General features: G+C 39.4%; 15 protein-coding genes and 1 pseudogene. 12 read left to right on the top strand and 4 right to left on the bottom strand.

Annotation, left to right across the window (positions count from 1 at the left end; translation table 11 throughout):
- Positions 1 to 49: 49 nt before the first annotated feature.
- The 5 genes and pseudogenes from CDG76_RS06200 (at position 50) to CDG76_RS06180 (ending at position 9,369) form a co-directional block, all read left to right on the top strand.
- Positions 50 to 280, top strand: a complete 231-nt coding sequence (locus tag CDG76_RS06200) for a hypothetical protein (RefSeq protein ID WP_094348198.1) — start codon at positions 50 to 52, stop codon at positions 278 to 280.
- Positions 281 to 317: 37 nt separating this feature from the next.
- A pseudogene (locus CDG76_RS06195) lies at positions 318 to 636 on the top strand (DnaB-like helicase C-terminal domain-containing protein); the annotation flags it as partial.
- Positions 599 to 1,009 (top strand): hypothetical protein, encoded by a 411-nt coding sequence (locus CDG76_RS06190; RefSeq protein WP_094348197.1) that lies wholly within the window; start codon positions 599 to 601, stop codon positions 1,007 to 1,009. The pseudogene CDG76_RS06195 and the gene CDG76_RS06190, both read left to right, overlap by 38 nt.
- Positions 1,010 to 1,415: 406 nt before the next feature.
- On the top strand, positions 1,416 to 4,991 hold the full coding sequence (locus CDG76_RS06185; RefSeq protein WP_094348196.1) for an NB-ARC domain-containing protein: 3,576 nt from the start codon (positions 1,416 to 1,418) through the stop codon (positions 4,989 to 4,991).
- 826 nt (positions 4,992 to 5,817) lie between these two features.
- The gene (locus tag CDG76_RS06180) at positions 5,818 to 9,369 is read left to right on the top strand and encodes an NB-ARC domain-containing protein (protein WP_094348195.1); all 3,552 of its coding nucleotides are present in this window, start codon (positions 5,818 to 5,820) and stop codon (positions 9,367 to 9,369) included.
- Between the two features lie 13 nt (positions 9,370 to 9,382).
- On the opposite strand, the gene CDG76_RS06175 is transcribed toward CDG76_RS06180, so the two are convergent.
- From CDG76_RS06175 to CDG76_RS06165, 3 genes are all read right to left on the bottom strand, one after another.
- On the bottom strand, positions 9,383 to 10,183 hold the full coding sequence (locus CDG76_RS06175) for a phytanoyl-CoA dioxygenase family protein (protein WP_094348194.1): 801 nt from the start codon (positions 10,181 to 10,183) through the stop codon (positions 9,383 to 9,385).
- 171 nt (positions 10,184 to 10,354) lie between these two features.
- A complete protein-coding gene (locus CDG76_RS06170; RefSeq protein ID WP_094348193.1) occupies positions 10,355 to 10,555 on the bottom strand; it encodes a hypothetical protein in 201 nt (66 codons plus the stop codon).
- Positions 10,556 to 10,636: 81 nt separating this feature from the next.
- Positions 10,637 to 11,485: a hypothetical protein gene (locus CDG76_RS06165; RefSeq protein ID WP_094348192.1), complete on the bottom strand. Its 849-nt coding sequence runs from the start codon at positions 11,483 to 11,485 to the stop codon at positions 10,637 to 10,639.
- Positions 11,486 to 11,710: 225 nt separating this feature from the next.
- On the opposite strand from CDG76_RS06165, the gene CDG76_RS37110 reads away from it, so the two are divergent.
- The 7 genes from CDG76_RS37110 (at position 11,711) to CDG76_RS06135 (ending at position 17,988) form a co-directional block, all read left to right on the top strand.
- A complete protein-coding gene (locus CDG76_RS37110; protein ID WP_190240776.1) occupies positions 11,711 to 11,869 on the top strand; it encodes a hypothetical protein in 159 nt (52 codons plus the stop codon).
- 2,060 nt (positions 11,870 to 13,929) lie between these two features.
- Positions 13,930 to 14,505 carry a hypothetical protein gene (locus tag CDG76_RS06160; protein WP_094348191.1) on the top strand — a complete coding sequence of 192 codons (576 nt, stop codon included), beginning with the start codon at positions 13,930 to 13,932 and terminating at the stop codon, positions 14,503 to 14,505.
- A 172-nt stretch (positions 14,506 to 14,677) separates the two neighbouring features.
- Positions 14,678 to 15,349, top strand: a complete 672-nt coding sequence (locus tag CDG76_RS39345; protein ID WP_094348190.1) for a helix-turn-helix domain-containing protein — start codon at positions 14,678 to 14,680, stop codon at positions 15,347 to 15,349.
- Between the two features lie 567 nt (positions 15,350 to 15,916).
- Positions 15,917 to 16,066, top strand: coding sequence for a hypothetical protein (locus tag CDG76_RS37105; RefSeq protein ID WP_190240775.1), 150 nt, complete (start codon positions 15,917 to 15,919; stop codon positions 16,064 to 16,066).
- A gap of 260 nt (positions 16,067 to 16,326) precedes the next feature.
- Positions 16,327 to 16,521, top strand: coding sequence for an ankyrin repeat domain-containing protein (locus CDG76_RS06145; RefSeq protein ID WP_094348188.1), 195 nt, complete (start codon positions 16,327 to 16,329; stop codon positions 16,519 to 16,521).
- A gap of 46 nt (positions 16,522 to 16,567) precedes the next feature.
- Positions 16,568 to 17,680, top strand: a complete 1,113-nt coding sequence (locus CDG76_RS06140) for an IS630 family transposase (RefSeq protein ID WP_094348187.1) — start codon at positions 16,568 to 16,570, stop codon at positions 17,678 to 17,680.
- Between the two features lie 35 nt (positions 17,681 to 17,715).
- The gene (locus CDG76_RS06135; protein ID WP_223265150.1) at positions 17,716 to 17,988 is read left to right on the top strand and encodes an ankyrin repeat domain-containing protein; all 273 of its coding nucleotides are present in this window, start codon (positions 17,716 to 17,718) and stop codon (positions 17,986 to 17,988) included.
- 310 nt (positions 17,989 to 18,298) lie between these two features.
- On the opposite strand, the gene CDG76_RS06130 is transcribed toward CDG76_RS06135, so the two are convergent.
- Positions 18,299 to 19,867, bottom strand: coding sequence for a TrbI/VirB10 family protein (locus CDG76_RS06130; RefSeq protein ID WP_094348186.1), 1,569 nt, complete (start codon positions 19,865 to 19,867; stop codon positions 18,299 to 18,301).
- Positions 19,868 to 20,204: the final 337 nt, after the last annotated feature.

Below are 20,204 nucleotides of genomic sequence, written 5' to 3'. Positions count from 1 at the left end.
GAGCGCCCTTCTAGTTAGCTTTGATGATATTACAGAGGTTTTCAGTTGTATGATTTTGCTGTTACGCGAACGCGCTACCCCGGAACAACTTGAACAAATGCTGCAACAGCACAAGTTCTACATCAAAACAGCAGTCGATATCGTTCTGAATCTCTTGGATTCACGAAAAACATTTCACCTCTATGTTAGCGCTGCGATCGCAACCACTGCCAATATGACCAAATTCAGGTGGACGAGAGATTTAAGATGTAGAAGTGTAACCTTGTCCATCCCTGCTTAAGAAAAGGTTTAGCAGAATTATTGACTATGCCGCTATAAGCGATCGCATCCGCAGACATCGCTCAGGTAATAAACCCCTAGCAGACTGGGAATTTACAAGCATTGCCAAAATCGTCGGTGTTGCTTCAGAATTACCGCTGTACATGAATGACTCAAGGGGTATCACCGTTTCACAAATTGCTTCCGAATGCCGTCAAATTAAGGCTAAAGAGGGAAAACTGGGGCTAGTTGTAGTTGATTACCTACAAATGATGGCACATCATGGCTAAAGCACGGCACGGTGAAACAGGTACAGCAACGGTATTTTTTGACAAGTCCTATGGAATTATCCAGAATTTGCGCTCCGGAAATATCTGAGTCCTCAAACTGCTGTCAAAATCATCCGCCTCCTGTATCGGAACTTTTACTGGGGGGTATTGATAATAGCCCTAGTAAAAATAACCCTAGTAACGATGTCAAACAGTCAGAGATAACCCCCAGTAAAGATAGCTCTAGTAAAACTAGACGACACAAAGGATTAGGTAGTGGCTCCATTCAGTGGAAAACCATTACCCTTCACGGCAAAGATTATCCCCAAGCTTGGTATCACTATGAGTTTTGGAAGGATGGCGATCGCCTGGTTAAAAAGTGCAAGTATATTCCAAAACGACTATTAGGGAGAATAGAGAAGCTAGAAGCAGATAAAGCGCCAGTTAGAGAGATTTTGTCAATATTGCAATTAAAATTATAGAAAAAGCATTACTTACCTCAGAATCGTCACCGACGTTTTGGCTTAAGGTCGATTTTAATTGCAGGAATCTATAATCATGAATTAACTATATAAATCGATTAAAAAATTAAATTTATCAAATAATTTCAGTAATTAATCAATAACTAAAACAGCCTTTATTGCCATTTTTTTAGTTAACGAACGCCTGATAGTACTTTATCGAAAAAATTTATAAACTCTTACTATCTGAATTGCCAAAGATGAAATTTAAATAACTCTTAATCATACCACAAAATATTTATGCAAGAGTTCTATTGTTAGCCCTGATTCCATGTATGACCAAGCTTTGAGCCAAAACTGACAGGAATCACTATTTTTAAAGGTCTGTCCATAAGCTTTTGCTGTAAAAAATAGGTATTCATGATTTATGAATCAGCACAAGCCAAAACGGAATCGTGGCGTTATACTCACTCCTGAAGGCTGGCAAAAACTTCAGCAGGCAAAACTTGAAGGGGAAATTCGAGAAAAATCTGGCTCCAAGTACACTCTAGAAGAAATAAGTGAACGCGCTGGATTAACTTCAAATACAGTCGCAAAGATACTTACTAACCAGGAAGGGGTTGACAAACGAACGCTAGTTTATTTATTCATGGCGTTTAACTTAGAGCTAAATCCCCAAGACTATTTTAAGTTAAATCCTGATTTGGCGAGACTTTCAGCCTTGGAGTCTCGAAAGCGCGTTGATTGGGGAGAGATGGTGGATGTATCTGTTTTCTATGGACGCATAAATGAACTTACTCTACTAGAGCAATGGCTGATCCAGGAACGCTGTCGAGTAGTGGCGCTGTTGGGAATGGGAGGAATTGGTAAAACCTCTCTGGCTGCCAAATTAGCGCAAAAGGTTCAAGGATGTTTTGAGTACGTTATCTGGCGATCGCTCTACAATGCCCCCCCACTTTTTGACCTGCTGGCAAATTTAATTCAATTTTTCTCTAACAAGCAGGTTTTAGAAATTGACTTACCAAAAAGTGTAGATGGGAGAATATCAAAACTTATTGAATATTTGCAACAACAGCGGTGTCTGATCGTATTAGATAATGTAGAGATTATTTTGCAACCAGGCGCTTGTGCTGGATGCTATCGAGAAGGCTATGAAAATTATGGCTTACTGATCAAACGATTAGGACAAGTTATGCATCAAAGTTCCTTAGTGCTGACTTCACGCGAAAAACCCAAAGACGTGGCGTCACAGGAAGGACAAGCACTACCTGTTCGTTCATTACAAGTGAGGGGTCTGAATGAAGAAGTAAAAAAAATTTTTCAACTGAAAGGTTTGCTTGGAGCAGAGTCCCAAAAGAAAACACTAATTGAGCTTTATTCTGGTAACCCATTAGCTTTGAAGATAGTTGCAACGACTATTCAAGATGTTTTCAATGGTGATATTTCTGAGTTTTTGAACCAAAAGACATCTGTTTTTGGTGATATTTGTGTTGTTTTAGAGCAACAGTTTGAGCGTTTATCTAATTTAGAACGTGTGGTTATGTACTGGCTGGCAATTAATCGTGAGTCAATATCACTCTGCAATTTGCAAGAAGATTTAACTTCATTAGTTATACCACACAAGTTACTAGAAGCTATAGAGTCTTTGATCAGGCGAAGTCTCATCGACAAATTTCAGTCAACGTTAAGTGAAAAAAATGGTTTACTCTTCACATTACACTCTGTAGTAATGGAGTATGTCACTAGCAAATTAATTCAGCAAACTTATCAAGAAATTGCAACTCAAGAAATTGTGCTTCTTAAGTATTATGCTTTGAGTAAAGCTCAGTCGAAAGACTACACTAGAGAAACTCAAAGACGCTTAATTATTAAGCCAGTCATAGATGAACTTTTTACTATTTTTAAAATCCCAAGGAAGCTAGAAAATCATTTAAATGAAATTTTAGTCAAGCTGCAAACAGAATATTCACTGGAACCTGGATATACAAGCGGAAATATTCTCAACTTGCTTCGTCAGTTAAATACAGATTTAAGAGGGTATGATTTTTCTAACCTAAGCGTTTGGCAAGTAGATATGCAGGGTGTAAGTTTACCTCAAGTCAATTTCCAAAATGCTAATTTATCTAAATCGATTTTTACTAAAAATTTTAGTAAAATTTCTGCAGTAGCATTCTGCCCCAACGGAAAAATTTTAGCGGCGAGTGACGCAAATGGCAAAATTTGCTTGTGGCGAAACTTTGGTGAGGGCGAACAACTTTCGACCTGTCTAGGACATATTGATTGGGTTCGAGCGATCGCCTTCAGTCCGAATGGTAGCATTCTTTGCAGTGGAGGTAGTGACCAGAGTGTGAAATTGTGGGATGTCAACACAGGTGAATGCCTGAAAACTTTAACAGAACATCCTGAACAGGTACGATCTGTTGCCTTCAGTCCTCAAGGTGAAATTCTAGCTTCTGGCAGCGATGATCGGGCAGTGCGTTTGTGGAGTATTCCGGATAGCAAATGTTACAAAATATTACAGGGACATACTGATTCAGTATTATCTGTAATTTTTAGTCCTAAAGGTAAAATTCTCGCTAGTGCTAGTAGTGATAAAACCGTAAAGCTATGGAATTTCCGCACAGGAGAATGCCTCAAAACTTTGCAGGGACACACTAGTTCGGTTTCCTCAATTGCTTTCAATCTGGATGGTCAAACCTTGGTTAGTGGTGGTGATGACCAAACTGTGAAACTCTGGAGTATCTCAGATGGGAAGTGCCTGAGAACTTTCCAGGGACATAGTGATAGGGTTAGGTCAGTCGCCTTTGCTCCTAATGGTAATATTCTGGCTAGCGGTAGTGATGACCAAACTGTGAAGCTATGGAATTTCTGCACAGGAGAATGCGTTAAAACATTGCAGGCGCATACAAGTTTGGTCTGCTCTGTTGTTTTTAGTCCAGATGGTCAAACTTTGGTCAGTGGTAGTGATGACCAAACTGTGAGGTTTTGGGATGTTAGCACTGGTCAAGCCTTAAGAAACTTGCAGGGCTACAATAATGGGGTGTGGTCTGTTGCCTTTGCTCCTGGTGGGCAGACTATAATTAGCAGCAATAATGACCAAACCGTAAAGCTCTGGAATGTCGCGGATGGGAAGTGCTACAAAACTTTACGAGAACACCCTAATCGAGTCAGAACCGTTGCCTTTATTCCTCAAGGTAATATATTGGCAAGTGGCAGTTACGATCAACTTGTGAGGCTGTGGGATACCAGCACCTGCCAATGTTGCAACATCTTACGGGGACATACTGGCTGGGTAAAGTCAGTTGCTTTTGCTCCTGGAGGTAAAATTCTCGCCAGTGGCAGTGATGACAAAACTGTAAGGCTTTGGGATGTCAACACTGGTCAAGTTTTGAATATTTTGGAACATAGTCATGGGGTATGGTCGGTTGCTTTCAGTCCTGAAGGTAATATCCTGGCCAGTGGCAGTGATGATCAAACAGTCAAGCTCTGGGATATTCACACAAGTGAATGTCTCAAAATTTTGTCGGGACATACAAGTTGGGTATTGTCCGTCGCTTTCAGTCCTGAAGGTAAGACCTTAGCCAGTAGCAGTAAAGATAAAACTGTGAAGCTTTGGGATGTTAGCACAGGTAGATGTGTCAAAACTTTGTTAGGACACACAAGTTGGGTATTGTCCGTCGCTTTTAGTCCTGAAGGTAAACTTCTGGCTACTGGGAGTGTAGATCAAACGGTAAGATTGTGGGATGTCCAATCCGGTCAATGTATCAAAACTTTGCATGGTCATACCCATTGGATAAGATCAGTTGCCTTTAGTCCAGATAGTCAAACTCTGGTAAGTGGCAGCGAAGATGAAACGGTAAAGTTGTGGGATGTTTTGACGGGTGAATGTCTAAAAACTTTAAGAAACGAAAGACCTTATGAGGGAATGAACATTACTGGTGTTACAGGTTTAACCCAAGCAACTATTACTTCTTTGAAAGTTTTGGGAGCAATCGAGAATTGACTTTCTCCCTGGCTTGACTTCGCTTCACTTTGTGTTGAGCCTGGAGCTAAGAGACGGCTTTTGAATTTATTCGTTGCATATATAAAATTACAGAGCTTTGAAAACCCATAAGCTATTGCGTATTTCACTTGGTTGCAGAAATTGGAGATATAACTGCCTATTTTGCAGATTTAGGGACTTCATTCTGGAACATTAGATGCACAACAGCTTACTTTTTAAGTATGGGTTTCCAAAGTTACTAAAGACTTTGGCTACTGTCTAAGTATTTTTTAAGTGTGCTTACCATCTCTCGAATTACATCGCTCTTTGTTCGCTGCATTCTCTCACAATATTCCTCCAAAATTATTTTCTCCTCTAGCGAAAATTGAATTGTTAAATTAGCAGCATTTTTTATAGCCATTGTCATTGACTTTTAATGACTTTCCAATTACTATTATATAGTAAACTACTGAGTAATCAAGATTAATGTAATCAAGATTAATCAAAAGTTAAAAACAGGAAATTAAAATTTCTTTCCATTAGAGTAAATACCTAGTAAGTCAATTCAGGAGATATTTATTAATATAATCATGAATTTTGGGTACAAATTTAAAAATCAATTCTTAGCTAATAATAGAATTGTCGCTTAATAACGTCTAAAGTCCCTCAGTCTTGTGTACTATTCCGTTTTAACTATCTAAAATTAGATTTTTGAAATGCTTGCTCTGGCAGGGTTTTATCGATTATTTAGCTTGTTTTGCAACAATTCTAATTTCCTGAGAATTCCCTTCGGTAAACGCCAGCGGTAGGAGCCTATTACTACAAATACAATTCTCCCTAAGAAATTATGAAACCGGAGAAACCCAAACGCAATCGTGGGCTTATACTGACTCGTGAAGGCTGGCAAAAGCTTCAGAATGCTAAACTTGAGTGGGAATTTAGGAAAAACAATGGCTCCAAATCTACCTTAGAAGAATTAAGCGAACAAGCTGGGATCACTCCTGTCACTTTCAGAAAGATACTTACTCGTGAAACCGGGGTTGACAAACGGACGCTTGTTCGTTTGTTTATGATGTTTAATTTAGAACTGGATAAAAGCGATTATACAAGCCCAGACTCTGATTTAAAAGGGCAGGAAGACTTGAAGAACCCCAAGCGCATTGATTGGGGAGAGATGGTGGATGTATCTGTTTTCTATGGACGCACAGATGAACTTACTCTACTAGAGCAATGGCTGATCCAGGAGCGCTGTCGAGTAGTGGCGCTGTTGGGAATGGGAGGAATTGGTAAAACCTCTCTGGCTGCCAAGTTATCACAAAAGGTTCAAGGATGGTTTGAGTACGTTATCTGGCGATCGCTTTACAATGCTCCCCCACTTTTTGATCTGCTGGCAAATTTAATTCAATTTTTCTCTAATGAGCAGGTATTAGAAATTGACTTAGCAAAAAGTGTAGATGGAAGAATATCACAACTGATTGAATATTTGCAACAACAGCGCTGTCTGATCGTATTAGATAATGTAGAGACTATTTTACAAACAGGCGCTTATGCTGGATGCTATCGAGAAGGCTATGAAGATTATGGCTTACTGATCAAACGATTGGGACAAGTTATGCATCAAAGTTCCTTAGTGCTGACTTCACGCGAAAAACCCAAAGACATAGCGTCACTCGGAGGAGAAACACTGGCTGTTCGCTCATTACAACTTAGTGGTTTAGAGGTAGTAGCAGGGCAAAAAATCTTTGAAGCCAAAGGTTTTTCTGGCTCAGAGTCAGAATTACCAGCAGTAGTCGAGCGTTATGCAGGCAATGCCCTAGCTTTGAAGATAGTAGCGACAACGATCCAAGATGTTTTTGATGGTAATGTTGGTGAATTTCTGCAACATTACACGGCTGTTTTTGGCAACATTCGCGATTTGCTAGACCAGCAGTTTTCGCGCTTGGCAAATTTAGAGAAGGATATTATGTACTGGCTAGCAATCAATCGTGAGCCAGTTTCGCTATCGGAAATACGAGAAGATATTGTATCACCAATTCCACCACAAAACTTACTGGAGGCTCTGGAGTCTCTGGTAAGGCGATCGCTAGTTGAGAAAAACACAGCACTCTTCACCCTACAGCCTGTCGTCATGGAGTATGCGACTCAGCGATTGATAGAGGTAGTTTGTGAGGAGATTGAAACTCAGAAACTTGATTTGTTCAGGTGTCATGCTTTGATAAAGGCGACGGCTAAAGACTACGTAAGGGAGATTCAAATTCGCCTCATTCTTAAGCCAGTTACAGATGGTTTGCTCACTGTCTTGAGAAGCAAAAGAAATCTTGAAAATCAGCTAACCCAAATTCTAGCAAGACTACGAGAGACATCACCGCTAGAACAAAGTTATACAGCTGGAAATATTCTCAATTTGCTTTGTTATCTAGAGAGTGATCTTAGTGGCTATGATTTTTCTGATCTGAGTATTTGGCAAGCAGACTTGCGGTGTTTAAAATTGCACGGTGTAAATTTCCAAAACGCCAATTTTGATAAGTCTGTTTTTTCTGAAACCTTTGGTGGTGTTTTGTCAGTAGCCTTTAGCCCTGATGGTAAGCTTTTGGCTATGGGTAATACTAATGGTGAGATTCGCTTGTACCAAGTTACGGATGGGAAACATATTCTTAACTGCAAGGGTCACACCAATTGGGTCGTATCACTCGCCTTTAGTTCTGATGGTAGTATCCTTGCTAGCAGCAGCACTGACTATACTGTGAAACTATGGAATCTCACTACAGGTCAATGCCTTCAAACTTTGCACGGGCATAATAATGATGTTTGGTCAGTTGCCTTTAGCCCTGATTGTCACTTACTGGCGAGTGCCAGTGATGACCGGGCGGTGAAGCTATGGAGTGTCAGCACAGGTGAATGCCTCAGAACTTTCCAAGGACATATGAATTGGGTACTATCAGTTGCCTTTAGTCCTGATTGTTACTTACTGGCGAGTGGCAGTGAGGATCACACAGTTAAGTTGTGGGATGTGAACACAGGTGAATGCCTCAGAACTTTCCAAGGACACTCTGATGGGGTAAGGTCAATCTCCCTCAGTGCCGATGGGCAGTTCCTAGCGAGTGGCAGTGAGGATCACACAGTTAAGTTGTGGGATGTGAACACAGGTGAATGCCTCAGAACTTTCCAAGGGCATTCTAATCGGATCTTTTCAGTCAGCTTCAGTTCACAATGTGATATCCTGGCTAGTGGCAGTCTTGACCAAACAATTAGATTGTGGAATGTTAGTACAGGCGAATGCCTTAGAATCTGCGAGGGACATTCCAATTGGATATTTTCAGTCGCCTTCAGTCCACAAGACAATATTTTGTCCAGTGGCAGTTTTGACCAGACAGTGAGGTTTTGGGATGTTAGCACTGGTAAGTGCCTCAGAACTTTTCAGGGATATTCCAATCAAATAATTTCAGTTGCCTTTAGTCCTGATGGACAGACTCTGGCAAGTGGCAGCGATGACCATACTGTGAGGTTGTGGGATGTCAGCAGTGGTGAATGCTTCAGAACTTTCCAGGGGCATTCTAATTGGGTATGTTCAGTTGCCTTCAGCCCACAAGGTAACACCCTAGTCAGTTGTGGTGGAGACAAAACACTGAAGCTATGGAATGCCAGTACAGGTCAAGCTTTGAGAACTTTCCAGGGACATCATGCTCAGATATGGTCAACTACTTTCAGTCCTAATGGACAGACTCTGGCAAGTGGCAGCGATGACCATACTATGAGGTTGTGGGATGTCACCACAGGTGAATGCCTCAGAACTTTCCAGGGACATAGTGATGCAATCTGGTCAGTTGCCTTCAGTCCTCAAGGTACGATGCTAGTTAGTGGCGCTTGGGATCAAACGCTAAGGTTGTGGGATGTCAGCACTGGTAAATGCCTCAAAAGTTTTCAGGGACATACAAATTGGGTTTGGTCAGTTGCCTTTAGTCCTGATGGTGACACGCTAGCGAGTGGCAGCGTAGATCATACAGTAAAGCTATGGAGTGTCAGCACAGGTGAATGCATCAAAACTTTGCAAGGACATACGAATTGGGTACGATCAGTTGCCTTTAGTGCTGATGGACAAAAACTAGTTAGTAGTAGTCATGACTGCACACTCAGGTTGTGGGATGTCACCACAGGTGAATGCCTCAGAACTTTCCAGGGACATACGAGTTGGGTTTGGTCAGCCGTCTTTAGCCCTGATAATCATACTCTGGCCAGTGGTAGCGAAGATGAGACAATTAAGCTTTGGGATGTAAGAACAGGCAAGTGCTTAAAAACTCTGAAAGTAGAAAAACCTTATGAGCGCATGAACATCATGGGGGTTACAGGTTTAACTGAAGCGACTATTAGTATGCTAAAAGCTCTGGGGGCAGTTGATTGAAAAAGTCTCAATATTAAGTGCGTGGCCAAAGCTGAGGAAAAAGGTCACAATCTATAGAAGCACCAGCGTGAAGGCTGTTGATTGAGTTAACTTCTTTGATGCCAAGCTTTTTGATATAACTGATAAACGTCTCAGGGCGAGGATCGTAAGTGACATCATCACCAACCCAACGGGTTGCCAAAGCGCGTCGTCGTGTACTGGTAGATGCGTTGCCTGATGCACCATGAACAGTCAGTGCGTGATGCACTAGACAGTCACCTGGAGCCATATCCCAAGAAAGCAATTCAAGCGATTTTGAATCAGCTACCGCTTCTACAAGGTTATTTTTTTCACGGATAGATTTGCGCCATTGGTGCGAACCTTTAATGTACTGCAACCCACCAGTTTCTTTAGTAACAGGATCAAGGGCTAGCCAAAGCGAACAAATATTCCAGCCTTGCACGGGCCAATAAGGCTGATCATTGTGCCACGGAGTCGGTTTTATAGACCCAGGCTCTTTGACTAGCAGATGGTCAAACAAGAAGTGTATTTTTTCTGTTTTGAGTATTTGTGCCACGATTGCAGCTACAGGAGACTCAAAGGCAAAAGCACGAAAATCAGCATTTCTAGTCCACATGAAAACATCGAGATGGAAGTTGCCTCTCTGGAAAGAGCCTGTAGCCATTGAACTAGGATTGGCAATATTCCAGTCAATAGCGGATCGAAGACGTTCCAACCATACGTCTTTAAACAAACCTCTCAAGCAAACAACACCATCTTGTTCAAAAGCTTTGATTTCTTGATTTGTGATTTTTGGTATCTCTGCTGAACTCATTTCTGTTTTGTTTGAAGTTAGTATCGAACTGAGCAACTGAGCTTTTGCTCATTTCTGGTTTCAAAGACCAAAATTGTTCTAAAGTAGCTTGAGTTCCTCTGAAGTTCCTGCTTAGAAGGAACTTCAGTTAGATCAAGCCTGAGCCGATAGAAAAGCCGAATCTATCAGCTATCAGAAACCTACTAACTCAGTTAGCAATCCTGGCTCGAATTCATCGACTAAAATGCTATCCAAATCAATATCGATGTCATCCAAAATCTTGAGCAAGACTTCAACATTATTTTCAATAAAGCAGTTGGTTGAATTTTGCCACAAAGGTTCTTGTTGGATACTTGTATTAGTTGTAGCTGTAGTTGTAGTTGTAGTTGTCATTGTCTTCTCCTTATAGTTTTCTCGGACAGTATGGTTAAGCGTGCTCCAGGTCATTTCGTAAGTGCATAACAATCTCATATCTCACCCACAAGCGTGTGTATGTGATTTTAGGGGTTTCAACACATTTTGAAGTTCCTCCTCTGACATATAGCCCTCATTAGGGGATCTGAAATACAGCAGTGCAGTATCGTAACAAGCAATAGCCACGCAAGCACGCTCCTCAGTAAGCCCTGCAAGCATCTCAATCGTCTTGTCAACATGCTCCACGTCGCTACCCACACTACTATGTACGCGCAAACAGCGGGTGGCTTGGATATTCGATGGAAGTAAAGCCTCGACTGCCTGGATATAATTTTCATCAATGCCCATCGCTAGGCGTTCCATTGTGTAGGAATAGCCAACACAACTGATTGGATACGAAGTCTGTACACTCCGAGTGAAGTAATCTAACAAAGTCTTCGCAACTGGAGGAACGAGTGCTTCCACCACAGCCTCAGCTTCATATCCCATCGCCTGAATATCGAGCAAGGCAAGTTGATCGTGACCTCGCTCCTCACGGGCTTTCTGTGCAGCCCACTGCGCTAAACACCTGTGACCTGCTGTGGAGAAGCGTTGAGCTGCTTCTTCCATCAATGGCACAGTGGAGTGGGTCAGATGGTAGAGAGCTGCGAGTTGCCATACCCAGCGGATGCGGGTTAGTTTTGGTGGCTTACGATCGCTCTTGACTGTGTGCCAAGCATAGGCGATCGCTCTATCTAAAAGCTTCTGAGTTTGAGCTATCCTCTCTGCATCACTTATATTTGAGACGGAGCGATCGCTACCTTTTGCAGAACTGGATCGATGCCTTTGAGTGTAGTTAGCAGTCTTGATCGCTGTTTCGTCAGGCACGAAACACGGTGATTCAGTATTAATTAACAAGTCATTACGCATAGTTCGTTTCCTAACTTACATTTGTTACAGAATTGGGGCAAGTCACTCGTGGCAATAATAGAGTTGTTGCTAAATAAGCTAAATAACCCATAAAAACCAGCACAGCAAGCATTTTTCCGATGGTTAAAGTGTAGACATTACAATGGGTTGAGCTATTTGAGGCGTTATTAAGCGACAATTCCAAAAAATTGCCAGTCAAGTAAGTAAATTGAACTGTGTTACAGCTTGTGGTATTGGAATGCTAGAGGAATGCGATCGCCTACGGTGGGCGGTTACGCCATCGCACCTACCGAAATACCAAATGCATATTGCATTTCTATGTCTTCCAGCATCTTGAGCACCGCCTTGGCTATCAAGATATGGGAATTTGCTGACTTTCTTTGAGAAACGCAATGTCCAATTGTGAGTTTCGCTGGAAATTCGTAACAAAAGAGGTAGTTAAAGATGACTTAGATGGCGATAAAATACCATATCCTTAGGACTTATGTATTGACAGAAACCTGATTGATAAACGGCTTCATTCGTGTATAAGGCTTAGGGAAACTAACAGGAAGCTTTTATGTTATGACTAACAAATCAATTGCATACAGGATGTGTTTCATTACCATCCTGCACATTTAATTAGAAGCAACGATTATTTCGATCGGATAGTGTCAAACAAAGTCCAAACTGCCCTTTAGTTGCAGTGCTGGTGAAAGAAGCAAAGCATGGGCGTTGTCATCTGTCTTCCCTATTGCAAACCTCTATCATAGAGGTATTCCACTTAGTGGCGAGAGAATTAGAAGTAAATACTCCTGCATCTCGTATCCTGCCAAAGTGCCTTGCTGGTAGTCAAAACCGTTCGTTAGCAGACTCAATCTGCAACTGAAGGAGTTTGTCCAGAGGCAATGTATACGAATCTAAAGTTTCGCAGCATTGCTAATTACTCATCTTACGCACCTTCATTTATGTGGTTGGTTGACTGATGCCTGTTGCAGTTAAGTTTGCTAACTTTACAAAACTTTTGCAACTCAAGATAAGAAACTTAAGATAAAGATAAGTTCTTTTTTTCCTGTGACATTCTCCCCTTCAAATTTAAAGTTGCACAGACAAATGTACTATTTAGCCTAAAAAGCTTGATACCTGAGCAATAGGGCGATTTTATTTTTCAAAAACGTACATCTGTAAAAACTGGTTTGGCAAAGGATAACATCTTAGTGCAGCTTTGCATAAGTTCTTAGCGAATTAAATTTGGTAAGACTGTGCGTCCCCTTAAGCTTACTTTCTATCCCCACCGTACCCTTCCCTAAGAGAGAGACTTAGGGGCGAACGGGAAGCAAGTTACGTCCAGTGTCTCCGACTTCTCTGTGAGTTTAAATTTAAACCCTCAACTGGCCACAAAATTACTTAGCGCTCTTTGATGTACCGATCTACCACAGTGATAGTGGAGGTAGCCGTTCTTAAAGCCAATCAAATACCCCTGTTAAGCGGACAGTACATTGATTATACTCTCATGAGAGTAATAAAAGCTGTTTACACGCGATCGCTCGTAATGGATGTAAGGAAACATTTCTGTTTTTTAGGAGAGTTAGTAATGTTCAACCCTATTAACAAAAAATTTAGACATTATACCTGTGCAAATTACCTAAATAACCGATTGCTTAAGAATGGTACAATATGCAAATTTTAGCAAAGTTAGTAAAACCTGTTATTTACATTTACTGTTGGCTAAAAACCGCTTCAGTTGGAACTTTGCCTAAAATCCACCTGAAAAACACAAACTTTTCCGCTTAAGTTTTCTATCTTAACTAGCTAAAACCAATGTTGAAATGGATAATTATACGCAAAGCCTTTGAGAGAATTACTCACTCTCAAGGCCTCCTAACACTAACTTACTCGGTTATATCCCCCGATTCATGCACAGGGGGTTTCCCCTCTAATTTTGCTGGCTGCTATATATACATATTCTGGACAACAACGGTTTTGCTTTCCGATTCCTTTTTAGTAAGGAGCATACCCTTAGCAGAAACTTAATATGTTTTTTAACAGCATATTATGTCTAAGAATAAACATTATAATAGCGATTCCAGAAAAACAGTTAAAACTTTCTATAAATTTTGTTTATCCATGTTTATTTTTTTATTACCAGTCCTTTCAACCTGGTGAATTTTCTCATGATTTTTCAGTTTCAAGCCTTGTTACACATGGATTTAGTATTAAGGGCATCTAAAAAATTAGATGCCGCACAATAAGGTAACAAAGGTATTCGCTTTCTACTCTTTAACGTCTCCCTCAGTCGTCAGTTTGACAACTAGTTTTATGAAAACTACCCCACGCTAATACTGATTCCACATGAGATTATACAGAAAACTGGGTTGTCCAAGGTTTCATCAAACAAGAATTATAGGCATTTATGATTAAGCGCATACACAAAGAAAATTGGTTGCAGATTGTAGAGGCTTAAAATGACGAAGCGAACTAACTACTACAATGAGCTGTTAGTAGATTACTCCAAGCCGGAGCTGGTTTCTAATGAACTAGCAGTAAAACTACTCAGAAACGCAGAGATATATCTTTCTCTACGTAATGATACTTTACCTGAAACAACTCTAGAATACAGCTTAGAGCAAGTAGAACAGGAAAATAAACATTGGTGGCCAACCCACTGTGAAGCACTACGACAAGGACGGGGAGACATTTTAGCAGGTGAGTATGCCAATAATCTTGTATATTTCTGTGCTGATGGACCTTTTTATGGTAGAACCGCAGCAACAAATAGAGAAGTAAATCGTTGGGCAATTCTTGCTCAACCAAGTGTAACAATAGCTTGGCCAATTATTATGTTCAATGGTGAAGTTATCTACTCTGAATGGAACTGTTTCGATGATGAAACGAACGAAGTCATCGCCAAGGGAAACGAAACTTTGCTTCGACGTGGACATCGAGGTGCATGCTACTTCAAATGCGAGCAACTTAGCTTTTATCGCGACGTTCATGCATCTGATGAATTGCTGTATTGGATCAGGCGTTCACCAAATTAGTTATCAGTGAAAATTTATAAATGAATGAGGGAAAACTATAACATTAAATAAATTATTTTTTGGAGGTTAACTGAGACCTGACATCAAATGAGAAACGTTTAAACTCTACTCAAGTTCAGATCATCTGAGATGAAACCCAAGTGTATTTAATACAATAAATGAGGCTAAAGTGATGGACTCTAATTACTTATTAAATGGCATTGACTCTTATAACGTTAACATCGCTATTAATACAGCGATACTGACAAGTTTTGAAAAGTTCTTCCTTCAGTCCCAACCTTTGTTAAGCCATGTTTTTCGATTTATTGAGACAAATTATCATAATTCAATTAGTCTTAGAGAGGTGGCTGAGGCGGTTAATCGATCCCCTGCCTACCTCACCGATCTTGTACGGCGAGAGACTGGAAAAACCGTACTCTGTTGGATTGTTGAGCGTCGTATGGTAGAGGCACGCCGTCTACTTATCGAAACAGACCAGTCGGTAGAGCAGATTGCTGAAGCTGTGGGCTATCTAGATAGACGCCATTTCGGTCGCCAATTTCTCCGCCTCCACAATACAACCCCGCAAACATGGCGAAGGTCGCATCGGAGTAAGAGCATCCCATGTTGGCAAAGAGTCCCACAAAAGGCAAACTCAAACGAATTAATCAACCAGGAATCGACAACTGTAACTTTTGTAGAAGCTCAACGATTGCAAGCCTGTATCCAAGAAATTGCTGCAATTTTTAATAAGAGTACTGTTGCTAATGAAGTACTTATGTTAAAAAGCGAAAATGGTTCGGTTGCAAAAATAGACAATGGTTTGATACACATAACTTTAGTTTCAACTTGCGAATCGTATTAAAATCATTTTCGATTTTTCTAACTTAGACGTTCAGATGAAATCAAATAATTTCTGTGCTGATTGCCGATCTAGATAGCAGTTAGGTTGTGTAGTTCACCAAGTTAAAATTCGTTGCAAATAATCTTGTAGCAGCAAGGGGTAATTGCTCATATTGAGACGTTGCTGATTTTCAGTATGAATTTATTTTCGTGCAAAGGTGCAAATGAAACAGTTTAAAATATTGAACTTTTAAATTTAATACTTGAATTCAGCAATGCCCCACTGGGTTATTAAACCTCTTGCAAAATTACCTTTTATAATAGTTAGGAACAAAAGAATAAAAAAATGGTTAAGAAAACCGAATTTTCCTTGAATTTTTAATCTTTATCCTTTCGCAAAGCTCTGCAATAAGTCTATTGCTCGTCAGATTTAATCCTTAATTAATCAAAGCTTGAGAGCAATCAGCAGTTAAAAATCAACTCTCAACCAGCAGATCATATGAAAAATTGTCCTTGCTGCTCCCATTGGCTTCTACGACATATTAGTAATAACCAGGTGTACTGGTTCTGCCGAAGCTGCTGGCTGGAAATGCCTTTAGTGAAATTAGAAAGTTCAACTCAAGAAAAAGCTGAAAGCTTAATGAACTTCATCAAATTCGAGAAACAAGAAGTATTACAAGCAGAGATAGTGAGAGTGAAGTTTTCCCATCAGCCTAGCAGCAATACTAAGTATAGTTAAAATAATAGAAATTACAAAATAAAAATTATTGAATCATTCTTATTGAAAAAATCGCTCCTTGAAAATATTGGTTTCAATGCACAAAAGTTTTTTTCAATGGTTCTAAAGATATAAATTGAGGTGTATCAAGGTATTATTATTTCATATAACGCATGATTTTAATAATGCATAAATGTGAAGTAGTTCCTCATTAGACATTGCTTTATTCCTACCCTTTTCGTTGTTTAATAAACAGCCTTCAAGTTTTTAATCCTACAAATATGAGTACTAATTTAGTAGCTGCGGTAATTAATAACAACCTTAAAGACGCTAAAAAATTCATTGAAACTGGCGTCAACGTTAACCAAACAGACAGTAGTGGAAATAGCCTCTTGCTTGTCAGTTCTGCTAATGGCCAATCAGAAATGGTAAAACTACTCCTTGACGCTGGTGCTGATAAGCTGTTCCACATTTAAATTGCATAAATGGTAAAATAGATATATCCGTGTCTATAGCGTTATCATGCCTGCTAAAGGGTTTCTAGCTCAATCTCAAAAAGACAATTTACAAAAAGCTTTAAAAGATAGCGATCGCTCTCAATTTATACAGAGAATATTGATGTTACTTCTGATGAATGATGGAAAAACTTATCAGGAGATAAGTGAATTTTTAGGCTGTTCATGTAGAAGTGTAGCATATTGGTGTGTTCATGGTGATCCAGACAATTTAGAAAGTCTAAAAGATGGCAGGAGAAAAGGAAATTACCAGAAAGCAACAAATGAATATATTGAATTATTAATGGAAGTTATTGACAAAGAACCAAGTGAATTAGGCTATGAATTTGGACGATGGACAACAGCAAGATTAGCTACATATTTAGACAAAAGAACTGATATTAAGTTAAGCGGAGAACAAGTCAGGAGAATATTAAAGCAAAAAAAGTATGCTTACCTTTGGGCAAAATACAGTCTAGAGGATAAGCAAGATCCGATAAAAAGAGAGGTCTTTAAAGAAAAACTGCTTGGATATCTAGAAGCTTCAAAGTCTTGCCCTGAAAGGTTACAAGTCTGGTTTTGGGATGAGAGTGGTTTTAGTCTCAGGGTAATTAGACGTAAAAATTGGAGCAAAAAAGGTTCGAGTAAAAAAGTAACAGGTCAGAGGAGTCGCGGGCGTGTAAATATAATGGGAGGAGTAAGATATCACGACAGCAAGAGAATGTGTTATTTCATTGAGAAAGGGAATGGTGAAATTTTTTATGCGCAGTTAAAAAAATTAAATGAATTTGTGAAAAAAGAATGGGTTTTAGCAGGAAATCTAGAATCTAATTTTTCCGAGAATGGCCCAGTAATTTTAATTATTCTGGATAACGCTAGTTACCATAAAAAGAAAGTAATTATAGAGGCAATTGAGAAAGAGTTGCCAAACATTCAACTATATTTTCTGCCGGCATATAGCCCAGATATGAATTTAGTAGAATTGGTATGGCATTCAGCTAAAGAATATGTAGCCCACAGGTTATTTAAATCAGTCGATGAACTAAAAAATTTACTTAATAAGCTGTTAAATCAAGGAGAATTAATTATTAAATGGGGAAGAAAAATTAAGAATAAGGGTAATATTACTATTGCAACTTAAATGTGGAATAGCTTATTCACGCGGTTGACTCAAATATGAAGGCTACTGCACTCCATGCCTCTGCCTATTTGAGACATCCAGAGGTCATGAAAATTCTGATTGAATATGGGATTAATATAGATGCTCAGGGTCCTTATAACGGATATACTGCCCTACACGATGCAGTTTGGCAGCACAATATTGAAGGAGTCAGGCTTCTGGTAAACGCAGGTGCTCGCTTAGACATCAAAAGTAAGAACGGAGACACTCCTTTAGATATTGCCAAAAAAAGTGGGCGTAAAGAGATTGTTGCCATGCTTTCTGGGTAGGAAACGGACTGTGCTTGAATCTCAAATTTCTTGATTCCTACTTGCGTCACCTAAATACTAGACCTGTCTTATCAAAACAGAATTCCTTCTGAATTCTGTACGACTAGCGGATAAGCGCAGCTAAACCGTGTCCGCCTACTCCTGCCCAGAAGCAAGCTATGCGTAGCGTCTTGTAGAGAGTGTATTGATTTTGACTGCTAAATTCTGAATTATTCTTCAATTTTAAGGCATGTCTATTGATTAAACAGTTAGGATCTGAAAGTAGCTTTTGAATTGTCGCTGTAGAAGACAAAAATTCTAATACTAAAATCTAAAACTGCATGGCTTGATTGACATATATTTCAATATCTTTGCCTGCGTGCAAAAACCAAATATTAGTACGTTGCATCCTTAGTTGAGAGATAGCCTGTTGATTTCGCTGAGAAATTTTGGGAACTATAGTGTTTATCCCGCCTTCTACCAAACCTGCTAAAATGTTGCCTCTAGAGTTATTAGTGGTATATTCTGCGCTGTTGCTAGTTATAGTAATTTGGGAATCAGTACGATTATATAACTCTCCTGCTTTACCAGCAGCACCTAAAAAAAATACTCCTACATCCATCCCAGCAATGGATGATCCTTGATTGGGAAATTGGTTTGCTATTAAAGGTTTACCTTGGGGAGCGCGAATAATCATAGCATTTTGCGGTAAGCTTTTTTCTGTGAGGGTGTGATTATTTTGCACAATGACTTTCACTACATCCAGCTTTAATAAACCCTGTTGGGAAATAGAACGAACTTCAGTTAATAACTCGGTGTTAGCAGGTAAAGCGATCGCACCATCTACAGATTTTAATGGTTGTTTCAATCGCACAACAAATACGTTTTTGTTTCCGTCTTGATTTTTGTTATTCTTTGCTTTAGTAGTTTCCCCAAATACAGCTGTTGCTAATACAGCTTTAGCGGTAGTTCCCACTGCTACCAATTTTGAGTTTGGTGATTGTACTTGGCTCACCATAGAAGTTGTCCGTGATTGGATTCGGTTAGCATTAGAATTTGGTATCTGTCGCGCCACCTGTGTATTTTGTTTATCTGCATAATTAGTAATTCTACTATTTGGTTTACCAGTGAAATTTACCTGACCATAGCTACCTAGCTTTGCTAACCTTGTCCATTCTTGGATTGGGTTTGGTGTGGGTAGTGGAGTAAAATTAACCACTGATTGAGTGTCTGGCTTTACAGATGACAACTGTAAAGGTTGAGGTACTCGTTTAACTATAGCTATCTCAGACCGAGAAACTCTTTGTATAGGTGTTGGTGTTCTTTGCAGTTTAATTGGCTGTTTATTTCTATCACCTGACGGTTCTACATTTAAAGTGGCTACAAGCTGACGAGGCTTTAACTTTTTACTTTTAAGATTTTGTTGTGTAGCTTTGATCAATTCTGTTTGTTCAGTCAGGGCTAATTTCGTTTTCAGAATTTCTATTTCTTCTTCTAGCTCTTGAGAACTGGATACAGTAGTTAGTTGCGATCGCACTTGTGAGACAACAATATTATTTTTTGGCTTTTGACTGCTGGTGTCCATCAGCTGGGATAAAAACCCAGCCGCTAACAAAACTATAACTAAGGTAGCAGTCCCCACCAAGCCTAACTTGGCAAATGGGTTAGATGAGAGAAGTTGTTTAGTCTTAAATTCTTGTGGTTGTGAAACTGACTGCTCTAAAGCAGTAGAATCTTTTAAAGCCGGGACTTCAATAGCAAGAGATTCTTCTTCAAAGCCAACCAAGCTTGCCATTCGTGATTCCCAATCTAAAGAGTCTACTTCTAATAGAGGTTCATCCAAGGTTAGAGTATATAAATTTTGTGCAGAAGTTTTTGAACTAATTGAATATTTAGTCATTGTATAACTGAGGTTTTATTTCTCAATATATTTTTATTTTGTAAGTTATATTTTTATAGTTTTAAGTTCAATTTTAAATTAAAATTAATTCTATTGAACTATCAAATATTACTAGATCGATTAACTAATAATTTTATATACGGAGTTATAAGCCAATCCTTTAGATATAGATAAAATTCAAATTTTGGTAACAAAAAAAATTTAATTAAGTTTTTTATGAAATATTAATGATGCAAACAAAGCCCGCTAAATTTGGCAAGCTTTGTTTGCATATATCCAAACTTAAGGATGCTGGAGCAATTCTAAAATTTGGTATCATGTCTGGTTGATTGCTTAT

Origin of the sequence: Nostoc sp. 'Peltigera membranacea cyanobiont' 210A (assembly GCF_002246015.1) — a bacterium.
Classification (GTDB): domain Bacteria; phylum Cyanobacteriota; class Cyanobacteriia; order Cyanobacteriales; family Nostocaceae; genus Nostoc.
This window is presented reverse-complemented; position numbering and strand designations above follow the sequence as displayed.

What these genes read in the sequence shown, in the direction of transcription:
- CDG76_RS06175 (WP_094348194.1), bottom strand. Translation starts at nt 10,183, where the DNA reads ATGAGTTCAGCAGAGATACCAAAAATCACAAATCAAGAAATCAAAGCT.
- CDG76_RS39345 (WP_094348190.1), top strand. Translation starts at nt 14,678, where the DNA reads ATGGACTCTAATTACTTATTAAATGGCATTGACTCTTATAACGTTAAC.
- CDG76_RS06170 (WP_094348193.1), bottom strand. Translation starts at nt 10,555, where the DNA reads ATGACAACTACAACTACAACTACAGCTACAACTAATACAAGTATCCAA.
- CDG76_RS06180 (WP_094348195.1), top strand. Translation starts at nt 5,818, where the DNA reads ATGAAACCGGAGAAACCCAAACGCAATCGTGGGCTTATACTGACTCGT.
- CDG76_RS06130 (WP_094348186.1), bottom strand. Translation starts at nt 19,867, where the DNA reads ATGACTAAATATTCAATTAGTTCAAAAACTTCTGCACAAAATTTATAT.
- CDG76_RS06165 (WP_094348192.1), bottom strand. Translation starts at nt 11,485, where the DNA reads ATGCGTAATGACTTGTTAATTAATACTGAATCACCGTGTTTCGTGCCT.
- CDG76_RS06145 (WP_094348188.1), top strand. Translation starts at nt 16,327, where the DNA reads ATGAGTACTAATTTAGTAGCTGCGGTAATTAATAACAACCTTAAAGAC.
- CDG76_RS06160 (WP_094348191.1), top strand. Translation starts at nt 13,930, where the DNA reads ATGACGAAGCGAACTAACTACTACAATGAGCTGTTAGTAGATTACTCC.
- CDG76_RS06190 (WP_094348197.1), top strand. Translation starts at nt 599, where the DNA reads ATGGAATTATCCAGAATTTGCGCTCCGGAAATATCTGAGTCCTCAAAC.
- CDG76_RS06135 (WP_223265150.1), top strand. Translation starts at nt 17,716, where the DNA reads ATGAAGGCTACTGCACTCCATGCCTCTGCCTATTTGAGACATCCAGAG.
- CDG76_RS06185 (WP_094348196.1), top strand. Translation starts at nt 1,416, where the DNA reads ATGAATCAGCACAAGCCAAAACGGAATCGTGGCGTTATACTCACTCCT.
- CDG76_RS06200 (WP_094348198.1), top strand. Translation starts at nt 50, where the DNA reads ATGATTTTGCTGTTACGCGAACGCGCTACCCCGGAACAACTTGAACAA.
- CDG76_RS06140 (WP_094348187.1), top strand. Translation starts at nt 16,568, where the DNA reads ATGCCTGCTAAAGGGTTTCTAGCTCAATCTCAAAAAGACAATTTACAA.
- CDG76_RS37105 (WP_190240775.1), top strand. Translation starts at nt 15,917, where the DNA reads ATGCCTTTAGTGAAATTAGAAAGTTCAACTCAAGAAAAAGCTGAAAGC.